Raw genomic sequence first — 24,631 nt, 5'->3', positions numbered from 1 at the left:
CACTTAGGTTTCCATACACACGTATTTAAGTTCAAGATATTCGTTGATTCCGTATTTGGAACCCTCCCGACCAATGCCGGACTGTTTGATTCCTCCAAATGGCGCCTGCGCAGTTGATATCGCAGCGGTATTGACACCCACCATTCCAACGTCAAGAGCCTCGGCAACCCGCCATGCGCGACCAAGGTCCTGCGTATAAAAATAAGCAGCCAGCCCAAACTCAGTGTCGTTGGATCGTTCGATGACCTCTTCCACGGTGTCAAAAGCAAAAAGCGGAGCAACCGGGCCAAAGGTTTCTTCGCGCGCCACCTTCATTTCATCTGACACGCCCGTCAGCACTGTCGGTTCGAAGTATTGCCCACCACCGGGGTGACGGCGTCCGCCCTGCCTAATCGTCGCACCGTTCCGGACGGCGTCTTGAATGTGCTCTTCAACCTTCAGCAGCGCTGCGGGGCTAATCAATGGACCAATCTGAGTGTCGTGTGACATCCCGTCACCAACGTTGAATTTGGCGATCGCTTGAGACAGCTTTTCAGCAAAGGCGTCGTAGACACCTTTCTGTACATAGATTCTATTTGCGCAGACGCATGTCTGGCCGGCATTCCGGAATTTGGCCAAGAGCGCGCCCGCTACCGCCTTGTCCAGATCGGCGTCATCAAAGACGACAAAGGGCGCATTGCCGCCTAATTCCAAGCTAAGTTTTTTGATGTCCCCAGCCGCCTGCCGCATCAGCAATGAGCCAATGCGGGTTGATCCGGTGAACGAGAGCTTGCGAACTTTGGTATTGCTACAAAACTCTGCCCCTATGCCAGCCGCATCAGTGCTCGGGACTACGCTCAAAACGCCTGATGGAATGCCTGCTCGCTCAGCTAGGACGCACATGGCCAGAGCTGACAATGGCGTCATCTCTGAGGGTCGGGCGACAACGCTGCAGCCTGCCGCCATTGCTGGTGCCGCCTTGCGAGCAATCATTGCGGAAGGGAAATTCCAAGGTGTAATCAGCGCAGCCACTCCCACTGGCTGCTTCAGAACAAAGATCCGTTTCGTTTTCTCGTGCGCGGGTATGATGTCCCCGTAGATACGCCGACCTTCCTCGGCGAACCAATCAATGTAGCTAGTAGCATACTCGATTTCCGAGCGCGCTTCCGCTAATGGCTTTCCCATTTCTGCCGTCAGAATAACACTAAGATCTTCTATATTATCGCGCATCAGCCGCGACCATCGAAGCATCAGCGCACATCGCTCGTCCGCGGTCCTTGCGGACCAATCTGGCCGAGCGACGTAGGCCGCATCAATTTTATCGCGCACGCGCGTCACATCTAAATCTGCGACGTCGGCGATCGCAGCCGCCGTCGCTGGATTGAAAACCGTGAAGTGCCCGCTGACCGCTCCCGTTTGATTTGGCGCCGCAGCATAAGGCCCTAAAAGCGAGGGGTCTTTCAGAGAAAGCATGATTTCAAATCTCAAAAAAGTCCGTCATCGTCAGCTTGAAAGCCAAACGATGAACTGGAGGGATGCAACGAATAGGGTCAAGACCCCTAGAATTTTTGCCAGACCTTCGGCAACATCGAGACGGTGGATCTTAAGAGATTCCAGGCGTCGGGCTTGCGATTGCATGAATGAGATGTCGTCGAACATATACTCCACTATCTCATCATCGTAGATGAGCACCAGCGAGTTTCCGCTCAGCCCTGAGTAGAAGCTGTTAGGACCATTGTTCCCGCCAAGTCGCAAAGTAATATTCCTGCAACGACGCACAGGCCTGTCTTCATACGGAATGCGATTTGCCCCGGTCTGTCTTGAAGAGTCTTTCAACGGCCCCTCCGCTCTGTGACGATGAGCATTGGTTTCAACTCCCCTGAAACTCCTTGACTCATCGAAGATTGTCTGACATTCATAATGTAAATTAGATGGCTTGTCAATTGCGGTACTGCCGCTTAACGTCAGGTCGACGCCGGGGGCGCGCCAAGCTTTTAGAAGGCTTCCGCGCCTGTTCAGTTAACAGAAGGAGAGGAAATTGCGACTGTCTGATCTTAGAAAGGGCAAGACCAAATGGCACATTGCTGTGCTTGGTGGCCCGGGTGTTCGAGCCATTCTTGGCGATATCGGAGAATTCGAAAAAATCCTTAAAGAAGGCGCATCACAGCTCGGCGTCGAGGTGGAGCATTTCCAGTCCAATCACGAAGGGCACTTGCTGGAGTTCGTGCACTCCAGTCGTGACCGGGCTAATGCCTACCTTGTCAATCCGGGTTCTCTCGTCCGGGTCGGCGAATCGCTTCGCCACACGTTGAAAGATGCAAAGAAGCCGAGTGTGGAGATCCATTTCCACAATCACGAGCTTTGCCAAAAATCGATTTTCTCGCCAAGCGTACTGTCGATCTTTTCCGGACTGGGGCCCTCCAGCTACCTCGGAGCGATGACCTCGCTGGTGCTGGCGTTGGATGATATCGACTTCCTGAATCCAGACGGAACCGGCCCTCTCAATCGCTCCCACGGTGCGCCGCGGTCTCTTTACACCTGAATACTCGATCGGAGAGCCAAATGACTACTCAGGAAAATTCTAATTCATCCCGGCACGCTCCCGCGATTCGGATTGGCTTGCTGAACGGCCTTAATATGACGAGCCTTGGGCGGCGCGACAAGAATATCTACGGCACGATCGGTTCGTTGCAGGAGCTTGAAGATCTCGTTTGCGAAGTCGGTGCGAAGATCGGTGTCGAGGTGGTTCCTTACCACTCGAACCACGAGGGTGACCTTGTGGACTTCATCGAGGCACAATCCAACATCGATGCCTACCTGATCAACCCGGGCGGTTTATGGGCGTTTGGCGAACCGACAAAGCTGGCTCTGCATCAATCGCGCAAACCATTCGTGGAAGTCCACTTCGCCAATATTTACGCGACCGGTCATGACTCGGTCTTCACATCGGTAGCGACTGGCACAGTTATGGGTTTCAGGCATTTTGGCTACCTTGGTGCCTTGATTGCACTCGCTGCTGAACTTCGGGCCGGTCGCCTGACAACGGAGGCGCGGGTATGAGCAATAGTCCGGACGTCCTCGTCGTCGGTTGCGGGGCAGTTGGCCTAAGCGTTGCGTACAATCTGGCGGTACAGGGGTTGCGAGTTCGCGCGATCGACCGGGTCGGGCCTGGAGCTCAGACATCGAGGCGAGCTGCCGGTCAATCAGTCATTGCCCAAACAGATCCTGCGATGGGCGAACTGATGCACGGCAGTATCGATCATATCGTCAGCTTTGAGAAGCGCACCGGGGTTGGTTTCAAGTATCATCAGGTCGGAAGCGTAAAATATGCACTTTCCGATTGGGCAGAGGCGCAACTCCATCGTGAGGTCGAGCGCGCCCGATTGCTCGGTGCTGATGTTTCCATTGTCGCTCTCGACGACGCTCAACAACTCGCTCCGCACACGAATTCAAAGGCCGCGGTAGCAGCTTGGCACGCTCCAAAAGATCTCTATTTCAGCCCGGCTGATATGCTTGCCGCCTACCACACGGCGGCGAAAAATGCCGGTGTGGAGTTTCAGTTCGACGAGGACCTTTCCGAGATCGTAGTCGAGGCAGGTAAAATCGTTGGTGTGGTGACGAACAATGGAAGAATCGAAGCCGGGGCAGTGGTCATGACCACAGGCCCTTGGACGAAAGAGCTTATTGAGAGGACCGGTCCGAAGCTTCCGGCGGTTTACGTACGACACCAGTATTCAATTCGCTCCGGTGTTCCAAACATCCATCCCGCTTTACCGTCTGTCCGCATTGTTGATCATGCGGTCTACGCGCGGCCCGAGGGGACAAACCTGATGTTCGGGACCTATGAGCCACATCCGCTTGAGCTTCAGTCCGTTCCTAATCGTACTGAGCAAGTTCCGCTGGACGGAAAGGCGATCGACACTGCGCTGGAGAAGGTCTCGGCTGTGTTCCCTGGGCTGGCAGGTTCCAGCGTAGTCGAACTGCGCGGCGGCGTCACTACCATGACACCAGATGGAAGTTACCTGATTGATGAGGTCGCTTCAGCGCGAGGCCTTTACTTTATTACGGGTTGCAACGTTATGGGGCTCTCGTGCGCGCCAGCACTAGGCGAGCATATGGCTGTCTGGCTCAAGACCGGCAAGCGGCCCGCTGTCCTAAAGGGCTTCTCGCTCGGACGGTTTGATAACTACAATATGTCATCCGAAGAAATCCGGAATCGCTCCTTGTCGGAGTACGAGGGTATATATCGCGACGGCGAAACTGCGGGACATGTAAGGCACTACGGCGACGCTCCTGGTGTCAGCCCATAATTAGTTGAACCCAATCGAATACGGCGACGGTCACAAATCCAACGCTCTGGATGTGACCGTCATTGGGCTACGTGTGTGAGCGTATCCTAAAGAGGCAGGCAGGTCATGAACTTGCCAAAACACTGAAGTTTATGGAGGATAGCACGTGAGTGTCGTACGTTTTGGATCCAGTAAGAGACTTTCTGACGTCGCCGTATTTGGCAAGACAGTTTATCTCACGGGTCAAGTGGGTTCGGAGGCGGCCAGTCTTGGGGATCAAACGCGATCCGTACTGGCTTCGATTGACCGATTGCTCGCGCTTGCTGGGACCGACAAATCGAACGTGATCCAAGCCACAATCTGGTTGGCGGATCGCAGTGATTTCCCCGGAATGAACGCTGTCTGGGATGAATGGGTTGATAAAAGCAATCCTCCTGCACGTTCGACCGCCCAGGTTGATCTTCTGGTTCCGGGACAGAAAGTCGAAATTACTGTCGTTGCTGCATTGCCCGATTGATTCTGTCCGTTGAAAGGCCTTTGTCATCGATCAAACATCGCCGGCCGGTCTTTGATTTTCCCCTCCGACATGAGGTCGGGACCTAAGGGATCGAGCTATACATTCTGGACGAACCGAACCATGCTAAGCTTGACCAGCGTTCCTTACGCGAAACCAAAATCCATTGTCGAGGCTTTGTCTTTCATGGCGCAGGAACGCACATGCGTTCTTGCCGGTGGAACAGACTTGGTTGTCATGCGCGCAAATTCAGCAGTCAGTGCTGACACGCTCGTTGACATCAAAGGGATCGTGGCCCTTTCCGGCGTCAATGTTGAGCGTGATAGAGTAAGCATTGGCGCTTGTACCAGCCTCGATAGCCTCTCTTCTCACAAAGACTTCAGCTCAAACGCAATTACCGATGGCGCAAGCGTCGTCGGTGGATGGCAGACTAGATGTCGTGCGACGATCGGCGGCAATATCTGTCGGGCCTCTCCGGCTGCGGACACGTTATGCGGCCTGCTGGTTCTTGGTTGCGACCTCGATGTGGCCTCTCTGGCTGGCAATCGAACCGTTTCGGCTTCGTCTTTCTTCAAGGGACCGGGAAGAACGGTAATGAATCCCGGTGAATTGCTTACGCGCATTGTGGTCCCCCATAGCGCAGGAGGCTCAGCATATGAACGTTTTACCTATCGGAATGCGATGGACCTTTCAGTCGCGGGGGTAGCAATCTTCCTGGAGATGGATGGAGACCGGTGCAAGGAGGCAAGAGTGGCCGTTGGAGCCTGTGGTCCCACGCCAATGCTGGTGCCAGAAGCAGCTGCTGCGTTGATCGGTACCGTCGTGCACGCTGACGCCATTGAAGCAGCAACTGCTGCCGTCGTTGCTGCAGCCAAGCCAATTGATGATGTGCGCGGCACCCGAAAGCACCGGTTGCATGTGTTGCGTCCTCTGGTCCGTTCTGTCACGGCAGAGGCTCTGAGACGGGCTCGCCAAGCCAACAAGGATAGCTATTCATGACAGTAACAATTGAGGTCAACGGCACACAGCAGTGCGCACAAGCTGACGCAGATACTCTACTGATCGATGTGATCCGCTACGCGTTTGGTTTAACGGGGACCAAGCTGGGCTGCGGTACTGGCGATTGTGGCGCCTGCACCGTTCTCTTGAACGGAAGTCCGGTCAATTCTTGCTTGGTCTATGCGCTCGAGTGTGAAGGCGCTCGTATCGAAACGATCGAGGGCGTCGCCGCTTCACCAGCCGGACGGATTATCGTCGACGAGATGATTGAGACTGATGCGGCGCAGTGCGGTTTTTGCACGCCTGGTATTGTCGTCACCGCTTGCGCACTCGCCAAGCAATCAGGTGGTCGGAGGTTGACGGAAAATCAAATCTCAACCGCCCTCGCAGGCAACCTATGTCGTTGTACGGGATATCTGCCCATACGACAGGCGCTGCAAACTGCCCTCGATAAACTGGCCAACGGAGGGAAATCGCTGTGAATGTTCTCGGGACCAAATTCCTCCGCCGTGATGCCCGAGAGCGCATTACCGGTACTATCAAGTACACTGAAGATTTGGTGATGCCGGACATGCTCTACGCCGTTCTGGTGCGCTCGCCGCTGGCGGCCGGGACGATAAGGCAGATTAACATCGATGCAGCGCGACAGGTGGATGGCGTAGTCTGCGTCTTGACGGCCGAAGATCTGCCAGATCGGCCGTATGGAAACTTCTTGCGTGATCAACCGGTGCTTGCCCGACACGTAGTACGGTATGTCGGTGAACCGGTAGCAATGATCGCGGCGACAAACCTGAGCGCGGCACGCAAAGCATCAAAGCTTGTCGAAACACACATCGATCCCCTTCCGTTTGTTGTCGATCTTGTCGCAGCGGCCGAACCTCAAGCGAACCCCGTACACGCGGTTGCGGGCAACGTTCTGGATGCTGCACGCATCGTAAGGGGAGACGTGGAAGCCGCGTTTCAGCGGGCCCACAAAATCATAACGACGCGAATTGAGACGCATCGCGTGCATCAGGGCTATCTTGAGCCTCGTGGGGTAACCGCCATGCCCCTTGCAGATGGTCTCTCTCTCATCATGAGCACTCAGCAGCCGTTCGGTGTACGCATAGTGCTCAGTGAGTTGCTTGAAATCCCAATCGGCAAAATAGATATCCAGGTTCCCGCGGTGGGAGGAGGGTTTGGCGGCAAACTGCATGTTGGCTATGCGCCCCATGCTTCCGTCCTTGCTCTGGCAACAGGGCGTCCAGTGCAGCTGATCTGCGAGCGTGGCGAGGACATGCGCAACGGGAGCCCTCGGGAGAATTCGATCGTTGAAATGGCGAGCGCCGTCGATTCCGATGGTCTTCTTCTGGCGAGAAAATGCAACATCCTCCTGGATTCAGGCGCTTATGCACTCGATATTCAAGCATTGAATTCGATGGCTGCATTCTACGCGACAGGGCCCTACTACATCGAAAACATCGATCTGTCGTCGCGTGCTGTCTACACTAACACGTGCCCGACGGGGTCGTTCCGTGGGCCGACCGGTCCCCAACTCGTCTATGCTGGCGAAGCACATCTCGACGAGATTGCCTCGGAGGTAGGCCTCGACCCCGCCGAAATCCGTCGCCGCAACTTCATCCGCAAGGGACAGCGAGGCCCCGGTGGCGAAATGATGTCGGATGTGACCGTTGAACAGTGTATGGACACAGTGCTGGAACGTCTGCGGGCATTCCGTTCAGAGAAGCCGCCAGTCGGAGACAATCGGAAACGCGGCTACGGTTTTGCTTGCACGTGGTGGTCATCACTGGGGACGCCGTCATCTGCAGTCGTACAAGTGCATGACGATGGAAGCGCCACCATTTCGTCAGGTGGAACCGAAATCGGTACAAGCGTGATCTCGACGACGCTGCCGGCGATGGTCGCCGAGGTTCTGGGGATTGAGCTCGAACGCGTGGCCCTTAACAATGGCAGTACCCGCGACGCTCCGTTCGAATCCGGCTCCAGAGGAAGCAGAACGCTATTTTCTACTGGAAACGCGACATTGCGTGCCGTCAACGAAGTCGTCAGGCAGATCAAGGAGGAGGCGTCCGAGATGTTGGGCGTTCCTGCTGAGAACTTGATTCTGCGGGGGGCCCGAGTCGAAGGCGTCGGTCAGTCCAATGTATCGCTACCCCTGGCGGAGGTGGTATCATCGGCCAGAATGAGGTCGGGTCCTGTCGTTGCGTCAGCGCGTTACAAAGCCGTGCCCTCGGAGATCCAAGGTTCGACGTTAGATAACGCGCGCGTTGCTCGATTGGGGGAAGCCACTTTCCATTGTCACGGTGTCGAAATCGCATTGGATGAAGAAACGGGACGGATAGAAGTCCTCCGGTACGTTGCGGTACATGATGTGGGGCGCGTTCTTAATCCTCTTGCTGCACGAGGACAGGTCGAAGGGGGCGTCGTGCAAGGTATCGGCTATTCGCTGTTCGAAAACCTTGAAATCGACGAAAAAGGCGCTGTCCGCAACGACAACTTCCACGATTATCGGATGCCAACCATCGCAGACGTGCCAAAGTCGATTGAAACCATATTTATCGAGACGAACGAAAGTGCAACGGGACCTTTGGGTGCAAAAGGAATTGGCGAGCCCCCCGTGATCATACCCGCTGCCGCCATCGGATCTGCATTGCGCGATATCTTGGGGCGACAGCCTCAACGCCTTCCGTTCGATGCCGCATCTATTGCGGAGTTCGTTAGTCAACCATAGGCCATAGGGATAACCGAATGCATACGCCAAGCGATCCGATGCGCTGGCTGAGGCCATGGGGCGAGGTGATTGCTGCGTTGGCCTGAATCTGCCTGCAATGATGGTGATGCATCGGTAGAGGAACATTTAGGTAGGGCACGCAAAATGGGTACAACCTTTACGCTCGACCCGCTGGTTATCGCTGAGCGTTGGGTGCAGGATGGGCGTATCGTGGCGCTCGCCACCGTCATGGAGACTTGGGGCTCGGCGCCGTGCCCGGTGGGCAGCCACCTGGTTATCAACGGCGACGGCAATTTCCATGGTTCGGTTTCCGGCGGTTGCGTGGAAGGTGCGGTTATCGGTGAGGCGTTGGAAGTTATCAGCGACGGCGAGCCGCGTTTGCTGGAATTCGGCGTTGCCGACGAGATTGCCTGGGGCGTCGGCCTGTCCTGCGGCGGGCGCATCCGCGTCTATGTAGAGCGCGTCGGCTGATGGAGCCCTTTCTCCTACGCAAGCTCAATACGGAGCGCGCCGCCCGTCGCGCGGTGCTCTACCTCACCGATCTCGGGGACGGACGTGACCGGGTTATCCGGGAGGGGGATCGGGTGGCCAGCCCGCTCGGCGAGGCGATTTGCAGCGCCTTTCGTTCGGGAAAATCCGGGCTGGTGGAGGTGGAGGAACGAAAGTTCTTCCTCAACGTCCACCTGCCTCCCGTTCGCATCCTCATAATCGGCGCGGTGCATATCAGCCAGATCCTGGCGAGGATGGCGGATATCGCCGGCTTCAATGTCACGATCGTGGACCCGCGCACCGCCTTTGCCACTAAGGAACGCTTTTCCGGCGTCGACCTTATCGCGGATTGGCCGGAGGACGTATTTCAGACGCGCCCGCTCGATGCCTACACGGCGCTTGTCGCGGTAACGCACGATCCGAAGATCGACGATTTTCCACTATCGCAGGCGCTTACGACTCGCTGTTTTTACGTTGGTGCGCTCGGCAGCCGGAAAACCCACGCCAAGCGCGTCGAACGCCTGTCGGCGCTTGGGCACAGCGAATCGGAAATTGCGACGATGTCCGCACCCATCGGCATTGATATCGGTGCGTCAAGCCCGGCCGAGATCGCTGTGGCAATCCTTGCCGACATTATCGCCCATTTGCGCCTTCGATCCGGGCCGAGCGCGACGCCATGATATTCGGAGAGTTCCCGGCATCTGATGCGATCGGTACGCGGTTGGCGCATGGCGTGCGCGCAGGCGGCCTGTCACTACACAAGGGCCATGTAGTGACGGCTGAGGATTGCGAAGCGCTTCGTGCCGAGGGTGTAGCTACCGTCATCGCCGTGCGGCTAGAGCCCGACGACATCGGTGAGGACGAGGCGGCGTCGCTGATCGCGGCTGCTATTCCATCGGATTATCTGCACTTCACACCATCGGCGACAGGGCGCGTCAACCTGCATTCGACCGCGAACGGCCTTTTCGTCGCTGATCGGGCTACGATCGACCGCTTCAACCGGGTGGACCCGGCAATCACCATCGCCACCTTGCCTGACCATGCAAGCGTCCATGCCGGCGACATGGTGGCGACGATCAAGATCATTCCGCTGGCCGTATCCAACAGTCTGGTGCGCAAGGCCGCTGCGGTGATGGCATCGAACCGGGCGCTGGAGGTCAAGCCCTTCAAGCCTCATCGCGTCGCGCTCCTCTCTACGGAATTGCCGACACTCAAATCATCGGTCATGGACAAAACGCGCCGCATTTTTGAACAGCGGCTGCAGTTTTCGGGAAGCCGAGTGGTGGTGGAGGTACGCGCGCCGCATCGTGTTCCGCAACTCGCTAAAGCAATCGCCGCGTCGGCGCAGGACAACGACCTCGTTGTCGTCTTCGGCGCGTCGGCGGTGACGGATCTGCACGACGTCATTCCAGCCGCTATTGGCGCCGCGGGCGGCGTGGTCGAACACGTCGGCATGCCTGTTGACCCTGGCAACCTGCTTGTTCTCGGCCGCATCGGCACGGTGCCGGTGATAGGGGCGCCCGGATGCGCGCGCAGCCCTAAGGAAAACGGCTTTGACCGGGTTTTGGCTCGCATCTTTGCCGGTGAAAATCTGGGCTCAGAGGAGATCACAAGCATGGGGGTCGGCGGTTTGCTGACGGAAATCCGGAGCCGACCGCAGCCGCGCGATCTGCGTTCTCCGAAGCAGCCTCTGTCCGTTACCGCGCTGGTACTGGCTGCCGGCCGCGCCCGCCGCATGAACGGCAGCCACAAGCTCCTGGCGGCCTTCGACGGAAAAGCGCTGGTAAGGCGTTCGGTTGAGTCGGCCATAGCCGCCGGTCCGGCGCGTGTGCTGGTGGTGACGGGGCACCGGGCAGAGGACATTGAGGCGGAGCTGATCGGGCTCAACGTGGACATCATCCGCAATCCAGATCACGCGGATGGTATGTCGACCTCGCTTAAGGCGGGTGTTTCGGCGCTTGGGCAGGGATGCGATGGTGTCGCAGTGATGCTTGCCGATATGCCGCATATTACGGGTGCGGATGTGCGCCGGCTCCTGGATGCTTTTGCGGCGTCCGGCGGCCAAGCCGTAGTGCGGGCGGTTTCGGGAGGCAAGCGCGGCAATCCCGTCATCCTGCCACGCGCGACATTTTCGGCAATCCTTCAGCTCGACGGTGATATTGGCGCACGGCACATCTTGGAAAGCACCGGGCTAAATATCGTGGATGTCGAGATCGGTGAAGCGGCGCTCGTGGATGTCGATACACCGGAGGCGGTGCTGGAAGCTGGCGGCATTCTGAAAAGGTAGTGATCACTCACCACCTGGCGTTCACCGGTCGAAGGAAGAACTATCGCGGCCTGCGCATATTGACAGAATGTATGACAATCCTTAGTTAGGTAAAATCTCTTTTGATAAGATGAGGAGCTTCAGAATGAGATCTCGTGTCGCAGCAATTACCGGCGGAGCAAGCGGACTCGGAGAGGCGGCGGCCAAGCGCCTCGCTGCCGACGGCTACAATGTAGCCATTATCGACGTCGATGACGCTCAAGGCCAGCGCGTAGTAGGGGAACTCGCTGATGCGGGTCATACCGCAAACTACTATCGTTGTGACGTTTCTGATGCCGCCGCTGTCGAAGCCACCGCTGCGAAGGTGGAGTCTGATCTGGGTGTTGTTGAAGTTCTAGTGAGCTCAGCAGCCATGCAGCCAAACCCGGAGTGCGTCCTCGACATGGACATGGCTGCACACGAGCGCATGTGGAAAGTTAACTATTTCGGCACCATTCACGCTTGCCAATCATTTGCCAAGCGAATGATTCCGCATGAGCGAGGCGCTATTGTGACCTTGGGATCCATTCATTCGCGTATGCCCTTGCCGCTGCCAGCCTATAATCCCGGCAAGGTGGCGATTGAGCGCATGACGCAATTGCTCGCTGCTGAACTCGGGCGCTTCAATATTCGCGTAAACTGCATCGGACCGACCCACGTTATGACACCACCTCTCGTCGCCGCAATAGCCGCCGGAGAACGTGATCAATCCAAGATCATGGAGCCTCACGCGCTAAACTACCTGCCCGAGCCAAGTGACGTGGCCGAAACGATTGCCTTTCTGGTCTCAGAACGGGCCCGTGCGATCACAGGAGTATTTCTTCCTATCGATAGCGGTATCATCTCCAAAGACGCGTTTGTGACTTATGCAGGAGGTATACCTTGGTCGAGAAAATGATCTTTATTGCGAGAACACCCTGATTTAGGATTTTAGTATTGCGCCGTCAGTTCCAATGCAACAGAAACTGGTATCAAACTCGAGCGACCTAAGAAGCTATTCTAGCTTGGTCGAGTGGCCGAAGACATAAGAAGTCAGTTTGCTTCATCAGTCTAGGAGCGCTCGACCGTATCGAGATCGAAATCTCGGTGGGTAAGCTGATGCATGATAGTAAGCAAGCCTCGATCTGCTTTTCGACGCGAGGCCGTCTTTTCCGAAACCCGTTTGAGGCCGCTGGAAACCAGCAGTCGAGACTTACCGCACAGGGTTACCCCATGATCGCTCATCCTAGACTGATGTCGAAGATTCTTGCAGTGGCGTCGATTGTCGTAATAGCCTCATTATGCGGCTTTGCGTTCTATATAGACAAGCTGCAGCAACATGTTGGCGGCCAAGCGGTTGAAAGCGAAATCAAGATTGCAGGGCTGCAGTCTTCACAGAGCATTTCGAACTGGTTACGCGCACGGCTCATGCTCACGGAGCTTGCCGGTAACCTTGCAAGCAAGGCGAAGAGCCAAGCCGAGATCAGTGCTGCATTCGATAACCCGATTTTCGCGCGTGAATTTGTTGTAACCTATGTCGGTGATGAACAAGGCGCCTACACTTCGGTTCCCCTAGACCCGGTGCCGGCAGACTATGATCCGAGAAAGCGCCCCTGGTATAAAGATGCCGTCAAGCTCGACAAACTCGTATTGACTGATCCATATATGGACGTCTCTTCCCACGATCTTGTGATCAGTGCGGCCGTCCCGGTCAAACGCGACGGGAAACTTATTGGCGTAGCCGGAAGCGATTTCTCGCTGCATTCCTTGGTGGCGATGGTGAATTCAGTCGACATTGGGGGAAAAGGCTCTGCCTTTATTGTTAAGGCCGACGGCACGGTGCTTGTGCATCCAGATATCGCGTTTGTTACTAAGAAGTTGTCCGAGATCTTTACAGCGAACACGCCCGTTGTTGGACCTGGATTGTCTGAAGCCACTTTAAATGGCCGAACAGTTCTCATCAGCTTCGCGCCGATTACGGGGCTCCCTGGGGACGACTGGTACGTCGCTGTGACTGTTGATCGTGATCTCGCATACGCTGGTATCAGCAAATTTCGTCTTGCCGCAGCAGTCGCGACAATCATCAGCGTGATAGCGTTAATTGGCGTTCTCGCCGTTGTTCTTTCTCAACTCGTCGTTCGTCCAGTGCTTAGGATGACTGATGCCATGGGTCGCCTTGCTGGCGGTGAGATGTCTGCCGACATACCTGGGACCGAGCGAAAGGATGAAATTGGTCGGATGGCAGCTGCAGTCGCGATATTCAGAAGCAATGCTATTGAGCGAAACCGCCTTTCACGCGATGCAGAGAAGGCGCGAAGCGAGGCAGAAGCCGATCGGTTTGAGCGAGACGCAGTTAAGGCCAAGGAAGTTGAGGATGTGGCCGCTGCAGTCAGCGCTCTCGGTGAGGGTCTTCAGCGGTTGTCGAGCGGCGACCTTCTTTGTCGCATAGAGACGCCGTTTAGTGCCAACCTCGATCGCCTTCGTACTGACTTCAACGATTCCGTTTCTAGTCTTTTGGAGGCAATGGCAACCGTCGGTCAGAATGCACGTGCAATTGATTCTGGCGCAATCGAAATCCGTTCTTCAGCCGACAGCCTTGCTCGACGCACGGAACAACAAGCTGCGTCTGTCGAGGAAACTGCAGCTGCACTGGAAGAAATAACAACGACTGTCCAGGACAGCGCCCGTCGCGCCGAAGAAGTTGGACAACTCGTCGCACGGGCTCGCAGTGGGGCGGAACGATCGGGTGACATTGTGCGCCGGGCGGTAAGCGCGATGGAGGATATCGAGAGGTCCTCCGAAGAAATCTCCAGTATTATTGGCGTTATTGAAGAGATCGCGTTCCAAACCAACTTGCTCGCGCTCAATGCCGGCGTGGAGGCTGCGCGGGCTGGCGAAGCTGGAAAGGGCTTTGCTGTTGTGGCACAGGAAGTCCGTGAGCTGGCGCAGCGGTCTGCAACCGCAGCGAAGGATATAAAAGGCTTGATCGAGTCCTCTGGAGAACAAGTCGGCGCGGGTGTGGAATTGGTCAATCAAACAGGTGAGGCACTGAGCCGTATTGTTCAGGATGTAACGGAAATCAACGGTCATATCAGCGCGATCGTCCTTGCTTCGCGAGAGCAGTCTACTGGGCTCCAGGAAATAAACAAAGCTGTCAGCACGATGGACCACGGGACGCAGCAAAACGCAGCCATGGTCGAAGAGCAGACAGCAGCAAGTCATTCGCTTGCCGCCGAGGCAGCGGCTCTAACGAAACTACTGGCCAACTTCAAGCTAGACAGACAACTGCAGGCACAGCATCGGACTGATAGACCAGAGTTTCATGCTGCATGATAGAACGAGCGCCGTCTTGGCGTGCACCGAGGCCGATTTAGTCTCCGAGACACAGACGACCAGTTCACCGCGAAGGCCGTCAGCACGAGGCCGATGAGAATGAGTATGATGCAACCCATGTCCTTTTGGCCGTCATTCGATCTATGGGCAGAGCTGACACCGGTGCAAGTATGGAGAGGTTTCGGGAATGACGTGCCGAAAAACAAGGGATGAATACGGAACTGGCGTAAGGCGCTCCTGATTCGGGACGGCCGATGCGCAGGATAGGGCGCGATTGGCGCGTCTCACCATTTTAGGAAGCCATCATGCAGCTGAAAGACCCCTCTCTCTTCCGTCAGGCCGCTCTCATCGGCGGCGAATGGATTGAACCCGGCACCAACGCCATCGAGGTCAACAATCCCGCTACCCGCAAGATCATAGGGCGCGTGCCGAAGCTGGGTGGCACGGAGACCAAGACGGCGATCGATGCTGCCCGTGTTGCACAGAAGGGCTGGGCCGCCCGCACTGCCAAGGAGCGCTCCGGCATCATCCGCAAATGGTTCGAGCTGATGATCGAGAACAAGGATGATCTCGCCAAAATCTTGACCTTGGAACAGGGCAAGCCACTGGCCGAGGCTGCCGGCGAAATCGTCTATGGCGCAAGCTTCATCGAATGGTTCGCCGAAGAAGCCCGCCGCGTCTATGGCGATCTCGTTCCCGGCCACCAGCCGGACAAGCGCATCATGATCATGAAGCAGCCGATCGGCGTCGTCGCGGCAATCACGCCGTGGAACTTCCCGAATGCGATGATCACCCGCAAGGCCGGCCCGGCCTTTGCCGCCGGCTGCGCCATGGTGCTGAAGCCCGCCTCGCAGACGCCGTTTTCGGCACTTGCGATCGCCGTTCTCGCCGAACGCGCCGGCCTGCCCAAGGGTCTCTTCAGCGTCGTCACCGGTTCGGCCGCTGCCATCGGCGCCGAGATGACGGCCAATCCGACGGTGCGCAAACTGACCTTTACCGGTTCGACGGAAATCGGCGCCGAGCTCTACAAGCAGAGCGCCCCGACCATCAAGAAGCTCGGTCTCGAGCTTGGCGGCAATGCGCCCTTCATCGTGTTCGATGACGCCGATCTCGATGCCGCGGTCGAAGGCGCGCTGATCGCCAAATTCCGCAACAATGGCCAGACCTGTGTCTGCGCCAACCGTATTTATGTGCAAGACGGCGTCTACGAGGCCTTCTCCGGCAAGCTCGCGACCGCTGTCGGCAAGTTGAAGACAGGCAATGGTCTCGATGAAGGCGTCATCCTCGGGCCACTGATCGACAAGCCGGCGTTGGAGAAGGTCGAAGAGCATGTGAAGGACGCACTGTCGAAAGGTGCGCGCGTCGTGCAGGGCGGTAAGCGCCATGAACTCGGCGGAACCTTCTACGAGGCAACGGTTCTGGCCGACGTCACCAAGGACATGGCCGTTGCCCGCGAGGAAACCTTCGGTCCCGTCGCGCCTCTCTTCCGCTTCAAGGATGAAGCCGATGTGATCGAACAGGCGAACGACACCGAATTCGGCCTTGCCTCCTATTTCTACGCCAAGGAACTCGCCCGAGTCTTCCGCGTCGCCGAGGCCCTTGAATATGGTATGGTCGGCGTCAACACTGGCCATATTTCCACGGCGGAAGCGCCTTTCGGAGGCGTCAAGCTTTCCGGCGTCGGCCGTGAGGGCTCGAAATACGGCATCGAGGAATTCATGGAAATCAAGTATGTCTGCCTCGGCGGCATTGCTTGAGATCATTGTGCTTGCGGCATCATTGACGCCGGTCTCTTCGCGAAGAGCAACATTGAGCTTGCCAACATTCTCGCCAAAAACTGACCTGCCCCACTATGCAGGTGGGACGACGGGTGACGAGACATCGAACGATGATCGAGCGGATGGCGGTGCGCCATGGCAATTCCTATTCGTCACGTCTCATCTGAAGCCGGTTCGACTCTCATTTACGTAGATCGGCATGACGGCTGGGTTCGCGATACCGTTGCCTCAAACAACCATTGCGAGGTAACCGTTCGTGTCGGCACACGTCTGGCGCACAGCAGTCGTGCCAGTACTCTTATGCTGCATAAGGGACATGTTATGACCGAGGAGGGTCGGGATGCTCTCCTTGTCAGTGGTGTCGCGTCCGTCATTGCTGTTCGTCGCGAAGAGGGCGATGTCACTGAAGACGACGCAGCGTCGCTGATTGCGGCGGCCATTCGGCCGCGTTCCGGGACATGTCGTTCGCAAGGCAGATGGCGTGATGGCCGAGATCTATGCTGCCGACTGATCCAATCCTTGCCGAGATGTGCCGCCTCCATGGCCTGCCCTGGAAGTTTCGTCACTTGCTCTTCGCCTCATGTGTGCTTATATCGCGCACATATGAGGGCAGTCTTCCATGAACACCCGTTTCGCGGTCGCGACACACATCGTAACGTTTCTACAAACCCAGCAAGGCCGTCCTGCATCGTCCGAGCTCATTGCGTCGAGCGTCAACACGAATCCGACAATCATTCGACGCCTTCTTTCACAGCTTTCCAAGGCGGGTTTGACAATCTCTCAAATGGGAGCCGGCGGCGGAGCCCTGCTGGCCCGGCCGGGTGATGCGATCACACTGCTCGACGTGCACAAGGCCGTGGACGAGGACCTCGTCATTTTTCCTCTGCACCAGGAGCCGAATCCGAAGTGCCCAGTGGGCCGCAACATTAACGCGGTACTGCGCGGCCGCGTTGCGACGGTCGAAAAGGCAATGGAGCAGGAACTTTTCCGCACGACGATCGCTGACCTAGCCGCCGATATCTCGGCAGCTGGGCCAGCAGGGTGAGACTGGTCGATTTTCGATAGCAACCCTTTACATTAATATGTGACCGATATAGACACACATTTGTGTTACAAAAACGGTTACATATGATCAAAACAAAGCTCTCCCGCCATCTGCTCGCCGCCATGACGGCAATGCTCCCTCTCGCGAGCGCTGTCGCCACCAACGCTGCCTACGCAAAGGACATCAAAATGACTACGCAAGAAAAGCAAGTTGTCGATCTTCTCAAGGCTATCGAAACCGGTGCCGCCGAGCCGGTGGGCGTGATCAACCCCGAGAACTACATACAGCATAACCTCGGCGCAGCCGACGGCTTAAAGGGCTTCGGCGAGCTCCTCGCCGCGCTGCCCAAGGGATCAGCCAAGGTGAATACTGTGCGTGTGTTCCAGGATGGCGAATTCGTCGTCGCCCATACGGACTATAACTTCTTCGGCCCAAAGGTCGGTTTCGACATCTTTCGCTTCGAAAACGGCAAGATCGTGGAACATTGGGACAATCTGCAGGAAACGACTGGGCCGAACCCCAGCGGCCACACGATGATCGATGGCCCGACCGAAATCAAGGACGTCGACAAGACGGCAGCCAACAAGAAACTGGTGGCTTCGTTCGTCGACGACATCCTTGTCAACGGCCGCATGGAGAAGGTTGCCGGCTACTTTGACGGCGACAACTACACGCAGCACAATCCGCAGATCGGCGACGGCCTATCGGGGCTCGGCACGGCTCTCAAGGCAATGGCAGAAGCAGGCGTCACCATGAAGTACGACACGGTTCATAAGGTTTTAGGCAAGGGCGATTTCGTCCTCACAATTAGCGAAGGCACGTTTGCCGCTAAGCCGACGTCGTTTTATGATCTGTTCCGGGTCGAGGATGGCAAGATCTCCGAGCATTGGGACACGATCGAAGCTATTCCGTCCAAGGCCGACTGGAAAAATCAGAACGGCAAGTTCTGAGATGTCTCAGGGGGCCTTGCGGCCCCCTTTCGATTGGGAGGATGATGAAATGGTTGATCTTGAAACGAATAAACGCAATGTGACCACGTTTTACGAGATGATGTTCAACGACTGTCAACCGCGACAAGCCATCGAACGGTTCGTGGGCGACGATTACATCCAGCACAATCCGCATGTCGAGACGGGCAAGGAAGGCTTCATTTCTTATTTCGAACGGATGGCGCGCGAGTGGCCCGGCAAGCGGGTGGCCGTCAAGCGCGCTATCGCCGAAGGTGAGTTTGTCGTCTTGCATTGCCATCAGCATTGGCCCGGCGACCACGACTATGCTGGCATCGATATCTTCAGGCTCGATGGGAACGGAAAGATCGTCGAACATTGGGATGTGCTTCAGATTCTCCCTGAACGCTCGGCGAATTCGAACGGAATATTCTAGCGCTGCCGAGCAGTTGGGAAGAAAGCGCCTCTGATCCAATTTTGATGTCGGAGAGATTGCCGACCTTGTGAACTACCCGGAACTGATCAATGCTCTCGAGATCGGTCACCCCGGCTTGCCGCCGTGCGGCCAGATATGCCTTGGAGCCGCAGAACGGCGGCGCTGGCCGCTTCGTGTCACGCGCCTCCGCAAGCTGATCCCCGACGCAAACCGAAACCGTCATTCGGTGCCGGTCCAAAAAACGAGCGAAATGGCTGATACCACCAATTTGGCCCGGTACAACGCTTGATTAAAGATGATGGTTACCGATGGAATATGAACTTCATTGTAGGCCCTGGTGCGGCAGGTTGCGTTCTTGCCGCGAGGCTCAGTGAAGATCCAACAACAAAATTCACTGTTCGAATATGGCGGGTCGGATGCATCTATCTTGATTCAGATGCCCAGCGCGCTATCGGCTTGAGATCGGTGAGGCGGCGCATATCGATGCCAATGCGCGCGAGGCCGTGCTGGCCGCAGGTGGCATTCTGAACGGGTAGTCATGGATCACCAACTGGCGTTACTGTTCGACCGTGGTGGACGAGGTCAGGGATGTTCTCCGTGTCAATACTTGATAGAAATGTATGACAATGGCCAGAGCTGTTTCACAGTATGAGGAGCTTCAAAATGAGATCTCGTGTTTCAGTGATTACCGGCGGAGGAGCGGACTAGGAGAGGCTGCCGGCCGTTCACGCAGCAAGGACTTTGCCAGCGGCAAACTTGGCGATCATTGATCGTCGATGACGCTCCGTGACAACGCGTGGTACGCGCACTCGCTGATGCGGGTCATAAGGCGAACTACTATCGTTGTGACGTTTCCGACGCTACGGCTGTTGAAGCTACTGCTGCGAACGTGGGATGAGATCTGGGTGTAGTTGAAGTCCTGGTGAGCTCGGCACGAGCGGGTCGAAGGCTTCGACTCCTGCCACTCTGTTATTCAGCCGCCGTTCACCCGGACTGTAACTCGCGAGTGATATGTAATGTGTGAGTGCGTTGCACCGATTGCCGCCTTCAAGGTCGCTGGTAGCGATCTGTCGACCGCTACCAAACTCAATCGCCTCAATAGGCCCGTTCATAGGCGAGACATGCTTCCTCGTCTGATAGACCTTCCACGTGTTTGATCTCGCGTTGCTTGTGCTTGATATACACATCGGCAAAGCCCTTCGGGAACCAGCCCTTGACGATGTCATTGCCTGAGAAGCGTTCGAGAGCTTCTTGCAAGCTTTGTGGCAGGCGCACCAAACCCTTCGCTGCGAGTGCGTCGCCGGAAAGTGCGGTCAGGTCTTCGGTGGTCGCGTCTGGAACGGGCAGGTCGTCCTTAATGCCCTGCGTACCCGCATAGACGAGTGCCGCAAGTTGCAGATAAGGGCTCGCCGTCGCATCTGCGGCGCGGAATTCGAAGTTGAACTGTGAGGCCCTTGCGACGTCGCTGATGTCGGAGACCGGGCAGATGCGCACCGAAGCTTCGCGGTCGCGGAACCCGAGATTATTGAAGGCCGCGCTCCACCTGTGCGGCGTCAGACGCAGATATGACACTACGCTTGGGGCGGTTATCGCGATTATACTGTCGAGATACTTCAAGATTCCCGCCACGAATTTGGACGCGACGGACGAGAGTTCGTGCTTGGCGCTCCCGTCCCATGTCGCCGGATTGCCTTCCTTGTCGAGGAAGCTCATGTGAATGTGCACACCATTGCCAACGCCGGCGGGATCCCGAATTGGCGTAAAGGTCGGCTGTCGTCCGAGCGCATGCGCGACTGTGCCAACCGCCTCACGCGTAATCACGGAATGATCGGCAATGGTGACCCCATTTTGCGGGTTCATCGTAACTTCATACTGGTTGGAGCCGAACTCGCGCAGGATCGTATCAGGCGACACGCCAGCCTGACGCATTGCTGCAATCACTGCTTCGCAAAATTCTCTCTCTGCGCGAAATCCGGAAAGCGTGAATGCGCCATGGTCGTCAACGCCCAAGTTCTTAAACTGAAACTCGTGCTCAAACGCACCAAATAGAGTTAGACCGCTGGCCTCTTCGAACTTTCCCAGCGCATCCTGAAGGATCGAACGCGTGCAAAACTCCCACGGCCGACCGTCCGGGTAGCGGATATTGCCGAGCACGAACTGCTCGGGAGGAACACTATCGTCAGTTTCGATCGCGACTTTCGTTTCGGCGTCCGGAATCAGAACGAGATCGCCGAGCGAGCCGAAAGGGCTTTCAGCAAGCACGTCGAAGCAGGTTATCTGAACATTCGTGGGTGTCCAGCCGACGCCACGTCGAAGCCGCTTGTCGAACTGCTGAGCAGGGAATGCCTTGCCGCGCACCTTGCCGGCCAGATCGCTGCAGCACGCGATCATCATTTCTTCACGTTTCATTTGTTCCCTCAAGTTCAGTTGGTGAGTCGGATTCTTCTCCGAGCGTGGGCGAATCTATTCGAACTTCGTCCCAGGCCTTGATCCTTGCCTGGGTGGAGGCCCAGTCGAATTCGGAGACTTTTACGATAAGCGCTTCGACGAATGCGTTCGCCGCCGCAATGGTGTCCCAAGCAGTACCCGCATCGATCGGAAGCGCGATGATCTCCGAACTGTGCCGTGCGATGGGGGACATCCATTTGTCGGTGATAAGGATAATCCTCGCCTGGCGCTTTCGCGAAATTATTTCGGCAAGTGCGGCCAGATTGGGCTGGTAGCGACGGAAATCAAAGAGGACGACAACGTCTTTCTTGCGCATCCTTAGAACATGCTCCGGCCAGAACTCCGGATTGTCGGGAATATGATAGATCTGGCTGCGTATCTGGCGCAGATGAATAGAGAGGAAGGCGGCCAGCGTGTTGGAGACACGTCCGCCGAGCAGAAAGATGTTGCGGGTGGTGTCAGCGATAAGGCTGCAAACCTGATCGAATTGTTCCTGAGATACGGTCTCCGTCATTTCCCTGAGAATGACGCTAAGACGGTTTGCGTAATCGACCAAAAACTCGGGCTCGGCCGGCGCCTGACGCACCTTCAGATCGAGCGGAGACTGGTTGCCTTCCTTCAGCTCGCCAATGAGCTGACGTTGAAAATCCTGGTATCCGCCACCACCAATCTTGCCCACGAACCTCGTAATCGAGGCGGAGCTGACTCCGGTCCTATCTGCAAGCTCCTGGATAGGGAGCAAGCCGCTAAAAGGGTAATCTGCCAAAATCGCTTGCGCGATCTTCCGCTCACTTGCGGTTAACTGCTCCGTCATTTTGCGCAGTCGCGCCCTAATCGTCTGCATTTTTCCTCTCCACATCACCACATAGCGGTAGCGAAAGTTTTTTGTCAAATCATTTGTAAATCGCGCATAATGAATGAAAATATTCATTCAATCGATGCGTGACGATTCATTACCACGCCTTAAAGGTCTCCTCCATCCCACCATTAACCACTTCCCCGCCGTGAAAATAATGAATCAATCTATCTTTAAATGTTGACATTGATAAAAAACATTCGTTTGATTATGCCAATGTGGAAGTGGCTCAATATTACCGAGGGAACCGCAAGCCGAACTGGCAGCCGTAAGAACGTGAGGAAGCAAGATGCAAACAGCGACAGAGGCCATGTGGAAGATCCTCGACGTTGAAGAGGACTACGTCGTTGACCTCACCCAGCGCATGGTCCGCGTTCCCTCCGTTAATACGAAGTTCGTCGTTGTCGAGGGTCGAACGGCGAAGCGGGCGTTCAAAATGTCGTCCAGGAGCTGATCATGACCAATCCAGCAATCATCCCAGAACTCGCCGTGATCGATCTCGATTTCAAGTTCCTTCCCAATGAAGAGCCTGTGGAAGTCAAAGAGGAATTCGAAAGTTTTGTGCATCATTTTTGCGCTGACCTGATCGAGATCAACTGGTCGCTCGGCGACCTCTACTTCCCACCGATGGACACCCCCGTGACCATCCGCTCGTTCGTTCCTTTGTTTCCTACATGACTGCGCTTGGGAGAAACCCGGACGTTCGCAGCGTCGAGTTCGTCACAGACGCTGGGCATTATGCTGGAGCGGGAGTGTCACCAGTCATTTTCGGACCAAGTGGTGACGGCTTCCACAGCTATGACGAAAAGATCGAGATCCCCTCGCTTCTCGAGACAACGAAAGTCATCGCAGCCTCGATCCTCGATCGGTGCGGCACGCGTTAGGCCAATTGAATACCCAACAGCATCTCCGCCCAACAGCGAGGAATGCGCCTCCACGCCTTCGCACGGAGAGCCCTGAAGCTCGACCAACAGGAACAAAAACAAGAATGTCAATTCACGGAGTTTCACATGCGCGACCGCAACCGCTTTCATCTGAGTGAAAGCGATCCGCACCCGCTTGAGGTCTTGGGAGAGCGCTATCGCGGCAATTTCCTCCTGACCTGTGAGCACGCGGGCAGGGCCATCCCCTCATGCCTTGGTGATCTCGGTATTGACGCCCACGAAATGGAACGGCACATCGCCTATGATGTCGGAGCGGAAGCAGTCTCTCAAGAGCTCTCCGATCTGCTCGGCGCGCCGCTTTATATTCAACGTTACAGCCGGCTCGTCATTGACTGCAATCGGCCCCCACATGCAAGCGATTCGATCCCAGAGATGAGCGACGGCACGAGTATACCGGCGAACGCTGGCTTGTGCCCTGAGCAACGCGAAGAGCGGCGTTTATTGATCCATCGCCCTTACCACGATGCCGTGGAAGCGGCCTTGGTTCGGCGCGCCACAGAAGGCGGCACGCCGATCCTTCTCGCTGTCCATAGCTTCACCCCGGTGATGCGGAGCACAGGTGAGGTCAGGGAGTATGAGCTCGGGCTCCTTTATAACCGCGATGACCGGTTCGCCCGCGCGATGCTCGACGAAGTGAACCTAAAATATCCCGACATCAAAGCCGCGTTGAACGTTCCTTACACAGTCGATGACCTGTCGGATTACACAATTCCGGTCCATGGGGAGGGTCGAGGCATCCCACATGTTCTTATCGAGATCAGAAACGATCTGATTACTGATCAAGCTGGCCAAGCACGCTGGGCCGACATCATCTCGCAAACGGCGCGTGCCGCTGCTTTCAGAATGGAGCTTAAAAGCAATGGACTATAATCAGTTGACGACCCGCAATGTGAAACTTGACCCGAGGAATTCGGCGATCCTCTTCATCGATGTCCAGAACTTCTGCGCCCGACGCGACGGCGGTGAATTCAAGGACATTTCACGGAGCGAGATGGATACAAAATACGCCTACTACTTCGATCGCCTGGCAAAAGTCGCCGTCCCGAACATGCAACGTCTGCTGGCGAATTTCCGCGAAGCTGGCATAGAGGTTCTCCACACGACAATCGAGAGCCTCACGCTCGACGGCCGCGACCGTAGCCTGGATTACAAAATCACCGGCTTCAACGTCCCGAAGGGTTCATGGGATGGGAAGGTGATCGACGAGCTTAAGCCGCTTGAGGACGAGATTGTCCTGCCGAAAAGCTCCTCGAGCGTGTTTGTCTCAACTCACATCGATTACCTGCTGCGCAACCTTGGTGTCCGGCAACTCGTCATCTGCGGTTTGCTGACCGATCAATGCGTTGAATCTGCAGTCCGAGACGCTTGCGATCTAGGCTACCTGGTCACCCTGATCCCGGATGCCTGCGCCAGCTACACGCCGGAGCGTGAGCAATTCTCGCTCGACGCCATTAAAGGTTACTGCCGCCAACTTTCGACCGACGAACTGCTCGCAGAAATTCAGGAGGTCGCTTCGAAAAACTAGCATCAGCCGGTTCGGCGGATGCCGGGCCACATTC

General features: G+C 56.3%; 25 protein-coding genes. 21 read left to right on the top strand and 4 right to left on the bottom strand.

Annotated features, from left to right (window positions below; translation table 11 throughout):
• Positions 1-3: 3 nt before the first annotated feature.
• Both ATY79_RS16300 and ATY79_RS30555 read right to left on the bottom strand, forming a co-directional pair.
• Positions 4-1,452, bottom strand: coding sequence for an NAD-dependent succinate-semialdehyde dehydrogenase (locus ATY79_RS16300; protein WP_088704424.1), 1,449 nt, complete (start codon positions 1,450-1,452; stop codon positions 4-6).
• 30 nt (positions 1,453-1,482) lie between these two features.
• The gene (locus ATY79_RS30555) at positions 1,483-1,815 is read right to left on the bottom strand and encodes a hypothetical protein (protein WP_141105731.1); all 333 of its coding nucleotides are present in this window, start codon (positions 1,813-1,815) and stop codon (positions 1,483-1,485) included.
• A 202-nt stretch (positions 1,816-2,017) separates the two neighbouring features.
• Here ATY79_RS30555 and ATY79_RS16290 point away from each other — a divergent pair, with 202 nt between their 5' ends.
• The 16 genes from ATY79_RS16290 (at position 2,018) to ATY79_RS16210 (ending at position 18,824) form a co-directional block, all read left to right on the top strand.
• Positions 2,018-2,521, top strand: a complete 504-nt coding sequence (locus ATY79_RS16290; RefSeq protein ID WP_088704422.1) for a type II 3-dehydroquinate dehydratase — start codon at positions 2,018-2,020, stop codon at positions 2,519-2,521.
• A gap of 20 nt (positions 2,522-2,541) precedes the next feature.
• A complete protein-coding gene (locus ATY79_RS16285) occupies positions 2,542-3,039 on the top strand; it encodes a type II 3-dehydroquinate dehydratase (RefSeq protein ID WP_141105730.1) in 498 nt (165 codons plus the stop codon).
• Positions 3,036-4,289 carry an FAD-binding oxidoreductase gene (locus ATY79_RS16280; protein WP_088704421.1) on the top strand — a complete coding sequence of 418 codons (1,254 nt, stop codon included), beginning with the start codon at positions 3,036-3,038 and terminating at the stop codon, positions 4,287-4,289. The genes ATY79_RS16285 and ATY79_RS16280 overlap by 4 nt, the downstream gene beginning before the upstream one ends.
• Positions 4,290-4,434: 145 nt before the next feature.
• Positions 4,435-4,785 (top strand): RidA family protein, encoded by a 351-nt coding sequence (locus tag ATY79_RS16275; protein WP_088704420.1) that lies wholly within the window; start codon positions 4,435-4,437, stop codon positions 4,783-4,785.
• A gap of 120 nt (positions 4,786-4,905) precedes the next feature.
• Complete coding sequence (locus ATY79_RS16270; RefSeq protein WP_189638030.1) at positions 4,906-5,781, top strand: FAD binding domain-containing protein; 876 nt, start codon at positions 4,906-4,908, stop codon at positions 5,779-5,781.
• Positions 5,778-6,263: a (2Fe-2S)-binding protein gene (locus ATY79_RS16265; RefSeq protein ID WP_088704418.1), complete on the top strand. Its 486-nt coding sequence runs from the start codon at positions 5,778-5,780 to the stop codon at positions 6,261-6,263. The genes ATY79_RS16270 and ATY79_RS16265 overlap by 4 nt, the downstream gene beginning before the upstream one ends.
• Positions 6,260-8,512 carry a xanthine dehydrogenase family protein molybdopterin-binding subunit gene (locus ATY79_RS16260; protein ID WP_088704417.1) on the top strand — a complete coding sequence of 751 codons (2,253 nt, stop codon included), beginning with the start codon at positions 6,260-6,262 and terminating at the stop codon, positions 8,510-8,512. Before ATY79_RS16265 ends, ATY79_RS16260 begins: the two co-directional genes overlap by 4 nt.
• A 144-nt stretch (positions 8,513-8,656) precedes the next feature.
• Positions 8,657-8,983, top strand: a complete 327-nt coding sequence (locus ATY79_RS16255; RefSeq protein ID WP_088704416.1) for an XdhC family protein — start codon at positions 8,657-8,659, stop codon at positions 8,981-8,983.
• Entirely contained in the window at positions 8,983-9,681 is a 699-nt protein-coding gene (locus ATY79_RS16250; protein WP_088704415.1) for an XdhC family protein, read from the top strand. The genes ATY79_RS16255 and ATY79_RS16250 overlap by 1 nt, the downstream gene beginning before the upstream one ends.
• Positions 9,678-11,288, top strand: coding sequence for a molybdopterin-binding/glycosyltransferase family 2 protein (locus ATY79_RS16245; RefSeq protein WP_088704414.1), 1,611 nt, complete (start codon positions 9,678-9,680; stop codon positions 11,286-11,288). The genes ATY79_RS16250 and ATY79_RS16245 overlap by 4 nt, the downstream gene beginning before the upstream one ends.
• Positions 11,289-11,412: 124 nt before the next feature.
• On the top strand, positions 11,413-12,204 hold the full coding sequence (locus ATY79_RS16240) for an SDR family oxidoreductase (protein WP_088704413.1): 792 nt from the start codon (positions 11,413-11,415) through the stop codon (positions 12,202-12,204).
• A 314-nt stretch (positions 12,205-12,518) separates the two neighbouring features.
• Positions 12,519-14,618: a methyl-accepting chemotaxis protein gene (locus ATY79_RS16235; RefSeq protein ID WP_245312394.1), complete on the top strand. Its 2,100-nt coding sequence runs from the start codon at positions 12,519-12,521 to the stop codon at positions 14,616-14,618.
• A 305-nt stretch (positions 14,619-14,923) separates the two neighbouring features.
• Positions 14,924-16,375 (top strand): NADP-dependent succinate-semialdehyde dehydrogenase, encoded by a 1,452-nt coding sequence (gabD, locus tag ATY79_RS16225; RefSeq protein WP_088704411.1) that lies wholly within the window; start codon positions 14,924-14,926, stop codon positions 16,373-16,375.
• 640 nt (positions 16,376-17,015) lie between these two features.
• Positions 17,016-17,441: an Rrf2 family transcriptional regulator gene (locus ATY79_RS16220; protein WP_088704410.1), complete on the top strand. Its 426-nt coding sequence runs from the start codon at positions 17,016-17,018 to the stop codon at positions 17,439-17,441.
• 188 nt (positions 17,442-17,629) lie between these two features.
• A complete protein-coding gene (locus tag ATY79_RS16215) occupies positions 17,630-18,391 on the top strand; it encodes a nuclear transport factor 2 family protein (protein ID WP_088704450.1) in 762 nt (253 codons plus the stop codon).
• Positions 18,392-18,440: 49 nt separating this feature from the next.
• Positions 18,441-18,824, top strand: coding sequence for a nuclear transport factor 2 family protein (locus ATY79_RS16210; RefSeq protein ID WP_088704449.1), 384 nt, complete (start codon positions 18,441-18,443; stop codon positions 18,822-18,824).
• 1,095 nt (positions 18,825-19,919) lie between these two features.
• Here ATY79_RS16210 and ATY79_RS16200 read toward each other — a convergent pair.
• The gene (locus ATY79_RS16200) at positions 19,920-21,233 is read right to left on the bottom strand and encodes a glutamine synthetase family protein (RefSeq protein ID WP_088704408.1); all 1,314 of its coding nucleotides are present in this window, start codon (positions 21,231-21,233) and stop codon (positions 19,920-19,922) included.
• On the bottom strand, positions 21,223-22,131 hold the full coding sequence (locus tag ATY79_RS16195; protein WP_088704448.1) for a MurR/RpiR family transcriptional regulator: 909 nt from the start codon (positions 22,129-22,131) through the stop codon (positions 21,223-21,225). Before ATY79_RS16195 ends, ATY79_RS16200 begins: the two co-directional genes overlap by 11 nt.
• Positions 22,132-22,417: 286 nt before the next feature.
• Here ATY79_RS16195 and ATY79_RS30890 point away from each other — a divergent pair, with 286 nt between their 5' ends.
• The 5 genes from ATY79_RS30890 (at position 22,418) to ATY79_RS16175 (ending at position 24,597) form a co-directional block, all read left to right on the top strand.
• On the top strand, positions 22,418-22,582 hold the full coding sequence (locus ATY79_RS30890) for a hypothetical protein (protein WP_189638029.1): 165 nt from the start codon (positions 22,418-22,420) through the stop codon (positions 22,580-22,582).
• A 2-nt stretch (positions 22,583-22,584) separates the two neighbouring features.
• Positions 22,585-22,806 carry a hypothetical protein gene (locus ATY79_RS16190; protein WP_088704407.1) on the top strand — a complete coding sequence of 74 codons (222 nt, stop codon included), beginning with the start codon at positions 22,585-22,587 and terminating at the stop codon, positions 22,804-22,806.
• Positions 22,803-23,012, top strand: coding sequence for a M20/M25/M40 family metallo-hydrolase (locus tag ATY79_RS16185; RefSeq protein WP_088704406.1), 210 nt, complete (start codon positions 22,803-22,805; stop codon positions 23,010-23,012). Before ATY79_RS16190 ends, ATY79_RS16185 begins: the two co-directional genes overlap by 4 nt.
• Before the next feature lie 126 nt (positions 23,013-23,138).
• Positions 23,139-23,942 carry an N-formylglutamate amidohydrolase gene (locus tag ATY79_RS16180; protein ID WP_088704447.1) on the top strand — a complete coding sequence of 268 codons (804 nt, stop codon included), beginning with the start codon at positions 23,139-23,141 and terminating at the stop codon, positions 23,940-23,942.
• Positions 23,932-24,597: an isochorismatase family cysteine hydrolase gene (locus ATY79_RS16175; protein ID WP_088704405.1), complete on the top strand. Its 666-nt coding sequence runs from the start codon at positions 23,932-23,934 to the stop codon at positions 24,595-24,597. The genes ATY79_RS16180 and ATY79_RS16175 overlap by 11 nt, the downstream gene beginning before the upstream one ends.
• Positions 24,598-24,631 lie beyond the last annotated feature (34 nt).

The organism is Rhizobium sp. R693 (genome assembly GCF_002211315.1).
Lineage (GTDB): Bacteria > Pseudomonadota > Alphaproteobacteria > Rhizobiales > Rhizobiaceae > Rhizobium.
This window is presented reverse-complemented; position numbering and strand designations above follow the sequence as displayed.

Excerpts from the sequence above, each read along its gene's own strand:
- ATY79_RS16300 (WP_088704424.1), bottom strand. The coding sequence starts at position 1,452 with ATGCTTTCTCTGAAAGACCCCTCGCTTTTAGGGCCTTATGCTGCGGCG.
- ATY79_RS16285 (WP_141105730.1), top strand. The coding sequence starts at position 2,542 with ATGACTACTCAGGAAAATTCTAATTCATCCCGGCACGCTCCCGCGATT.
- ATY79_RS16280 (WP_088704421.1), top strand. The coding sequence starts at position 3,036 with ATGAGCAATAGTCCGGACGTCCTCGTCGTCGGTTGCGGGGCAGTTGGC.
- ATY79_RS16270 (WP_189638030.1), top strand. The coding sequence starts at position 4,906 with ATGCTAAGCTTGACCAGCGTTCCTTACGCGAAACCAAAATCCATTGTC.
- ATY79_RS16265 (WP_088704418.1), top strand. The coding sequence starts at position 5,778 with ATGACAGTAACAATTGAGGTCAACGGCACACAGCAGTGCGCACAAGCT.
- ATY79_RS16255 (WP_088704416.1), top strand. The coding sequence starts at position 8,657 with ATGGGTACAACCTTTACGCTCGACCCGCTGGTTATCGCTGAGCGTTGG.
- ATY79_RS16250 (WP_088704415.1), top strand. The coding sequence starts at position 8,983 with ATGGAGCCCTTTCTCCTACGCAAGCTCAATACGGAGCGCGCCGCCCGT.
- ATY79_RS16245 (WP_088704414.1), top strand. The coding sequence starts at position 9,678 with ATGATATTCGGAGAGTTCCCGGCATCTGATGCGATCGGTACGCGGTTG.
- ATY79_RS16240 (WP_088704413.1), top strand. The coding sequence starts at position 11,413 with ATGAGATCTCGTGTCGCAGCAATTACCGGCGGAGCAAGCGGACTCGGA.
- ATY79_RS16235 (WP_245312394.1), top strand. The coding sequence starts at position 12,519 with ATGATCGCTCATCCTAGACTGATGTCGAAGATTCTTGCAGTGGCGTCG.
- gabD (WP_088704411.1), top strand. The coding sequence starts at position 14,924 with ATGCAGCTGAAAGACCCCTCTCTCTTCCGTCAGGCCGCTCTCATCGGC.
- ATY79_RS16220 (WP_088704410.1), top strand. The coding sequence starts at position 17,016 with ATGAACACCCGTTTCGCGGTCGCGACACACATCGTAACGTTTCTACAA.
- ATY79_RS16215 (WP_088704450.1), top strand. The coding sequence starts at position 17,630 with ATGACTACGCAAGAAAAGCAAGTTGTCGATCTTCTCAAGGCTATCGAA.
- ATY79_RS16210 (WP_088704449.1), top strand. The coding sequence starts at position 18,441 with ATGGTTGATCTTGAAACGAATAAACGCAATGTGACCACGTTTTACGAG.
- ATY79_RS16200 (WP_088704408.1), bottom strand. The coding sequence starts at position 21,233 with ATGAAACGTGAAGAAATGATGATCGCGTGCTGCAGCGATCTGGCCGGC.
- ATY79_RS16195 (WP_088704448.1), bottom strand. The coding sequence starts at position 22,131 with ATGTGGAGAGGAAAAATGCAGACGATTAGGGCGCGACTGCGCAAAATG.
- ATY79_RS30890 (WP_189638029.1), top strand. The coding sequence starts at position 22,418 with ATGCAAACAGCGACAGAGGCCATGTGGAAGATCCTCGACGTTGAAGAG.
- ATY79_RS16190 (WP_088704407.1), top strand. The coding sequence starts at position 22,585 with ATGACCAATCCAGCAATCATCCCAGAACTCGCCGTGATCGATCTCGAT.
- ATY79_RS16185 (WP_088704406.1), top strand. The coding sequence starts at position 22,803 with ATGACTGCGCTTGGGAGAAACCCGGACGTTCGCAGCGTCGAGTTCGTC.
- ATY79_RS16180 (WP_088704447.1), top strand. The coding sequence starts at position 23,139 with ATGCGCGACCGCAACCGCTTTCATCTGAGTGAAAGCGATCCGCACCCG.
- ATY79_RS16175 (WP_088704405.1), top strand. The coding sequence starts at position 23,932 with ATGGACTATAATCAGTTGACGACCCGCAATGTGAAACTTGACCCGAGG.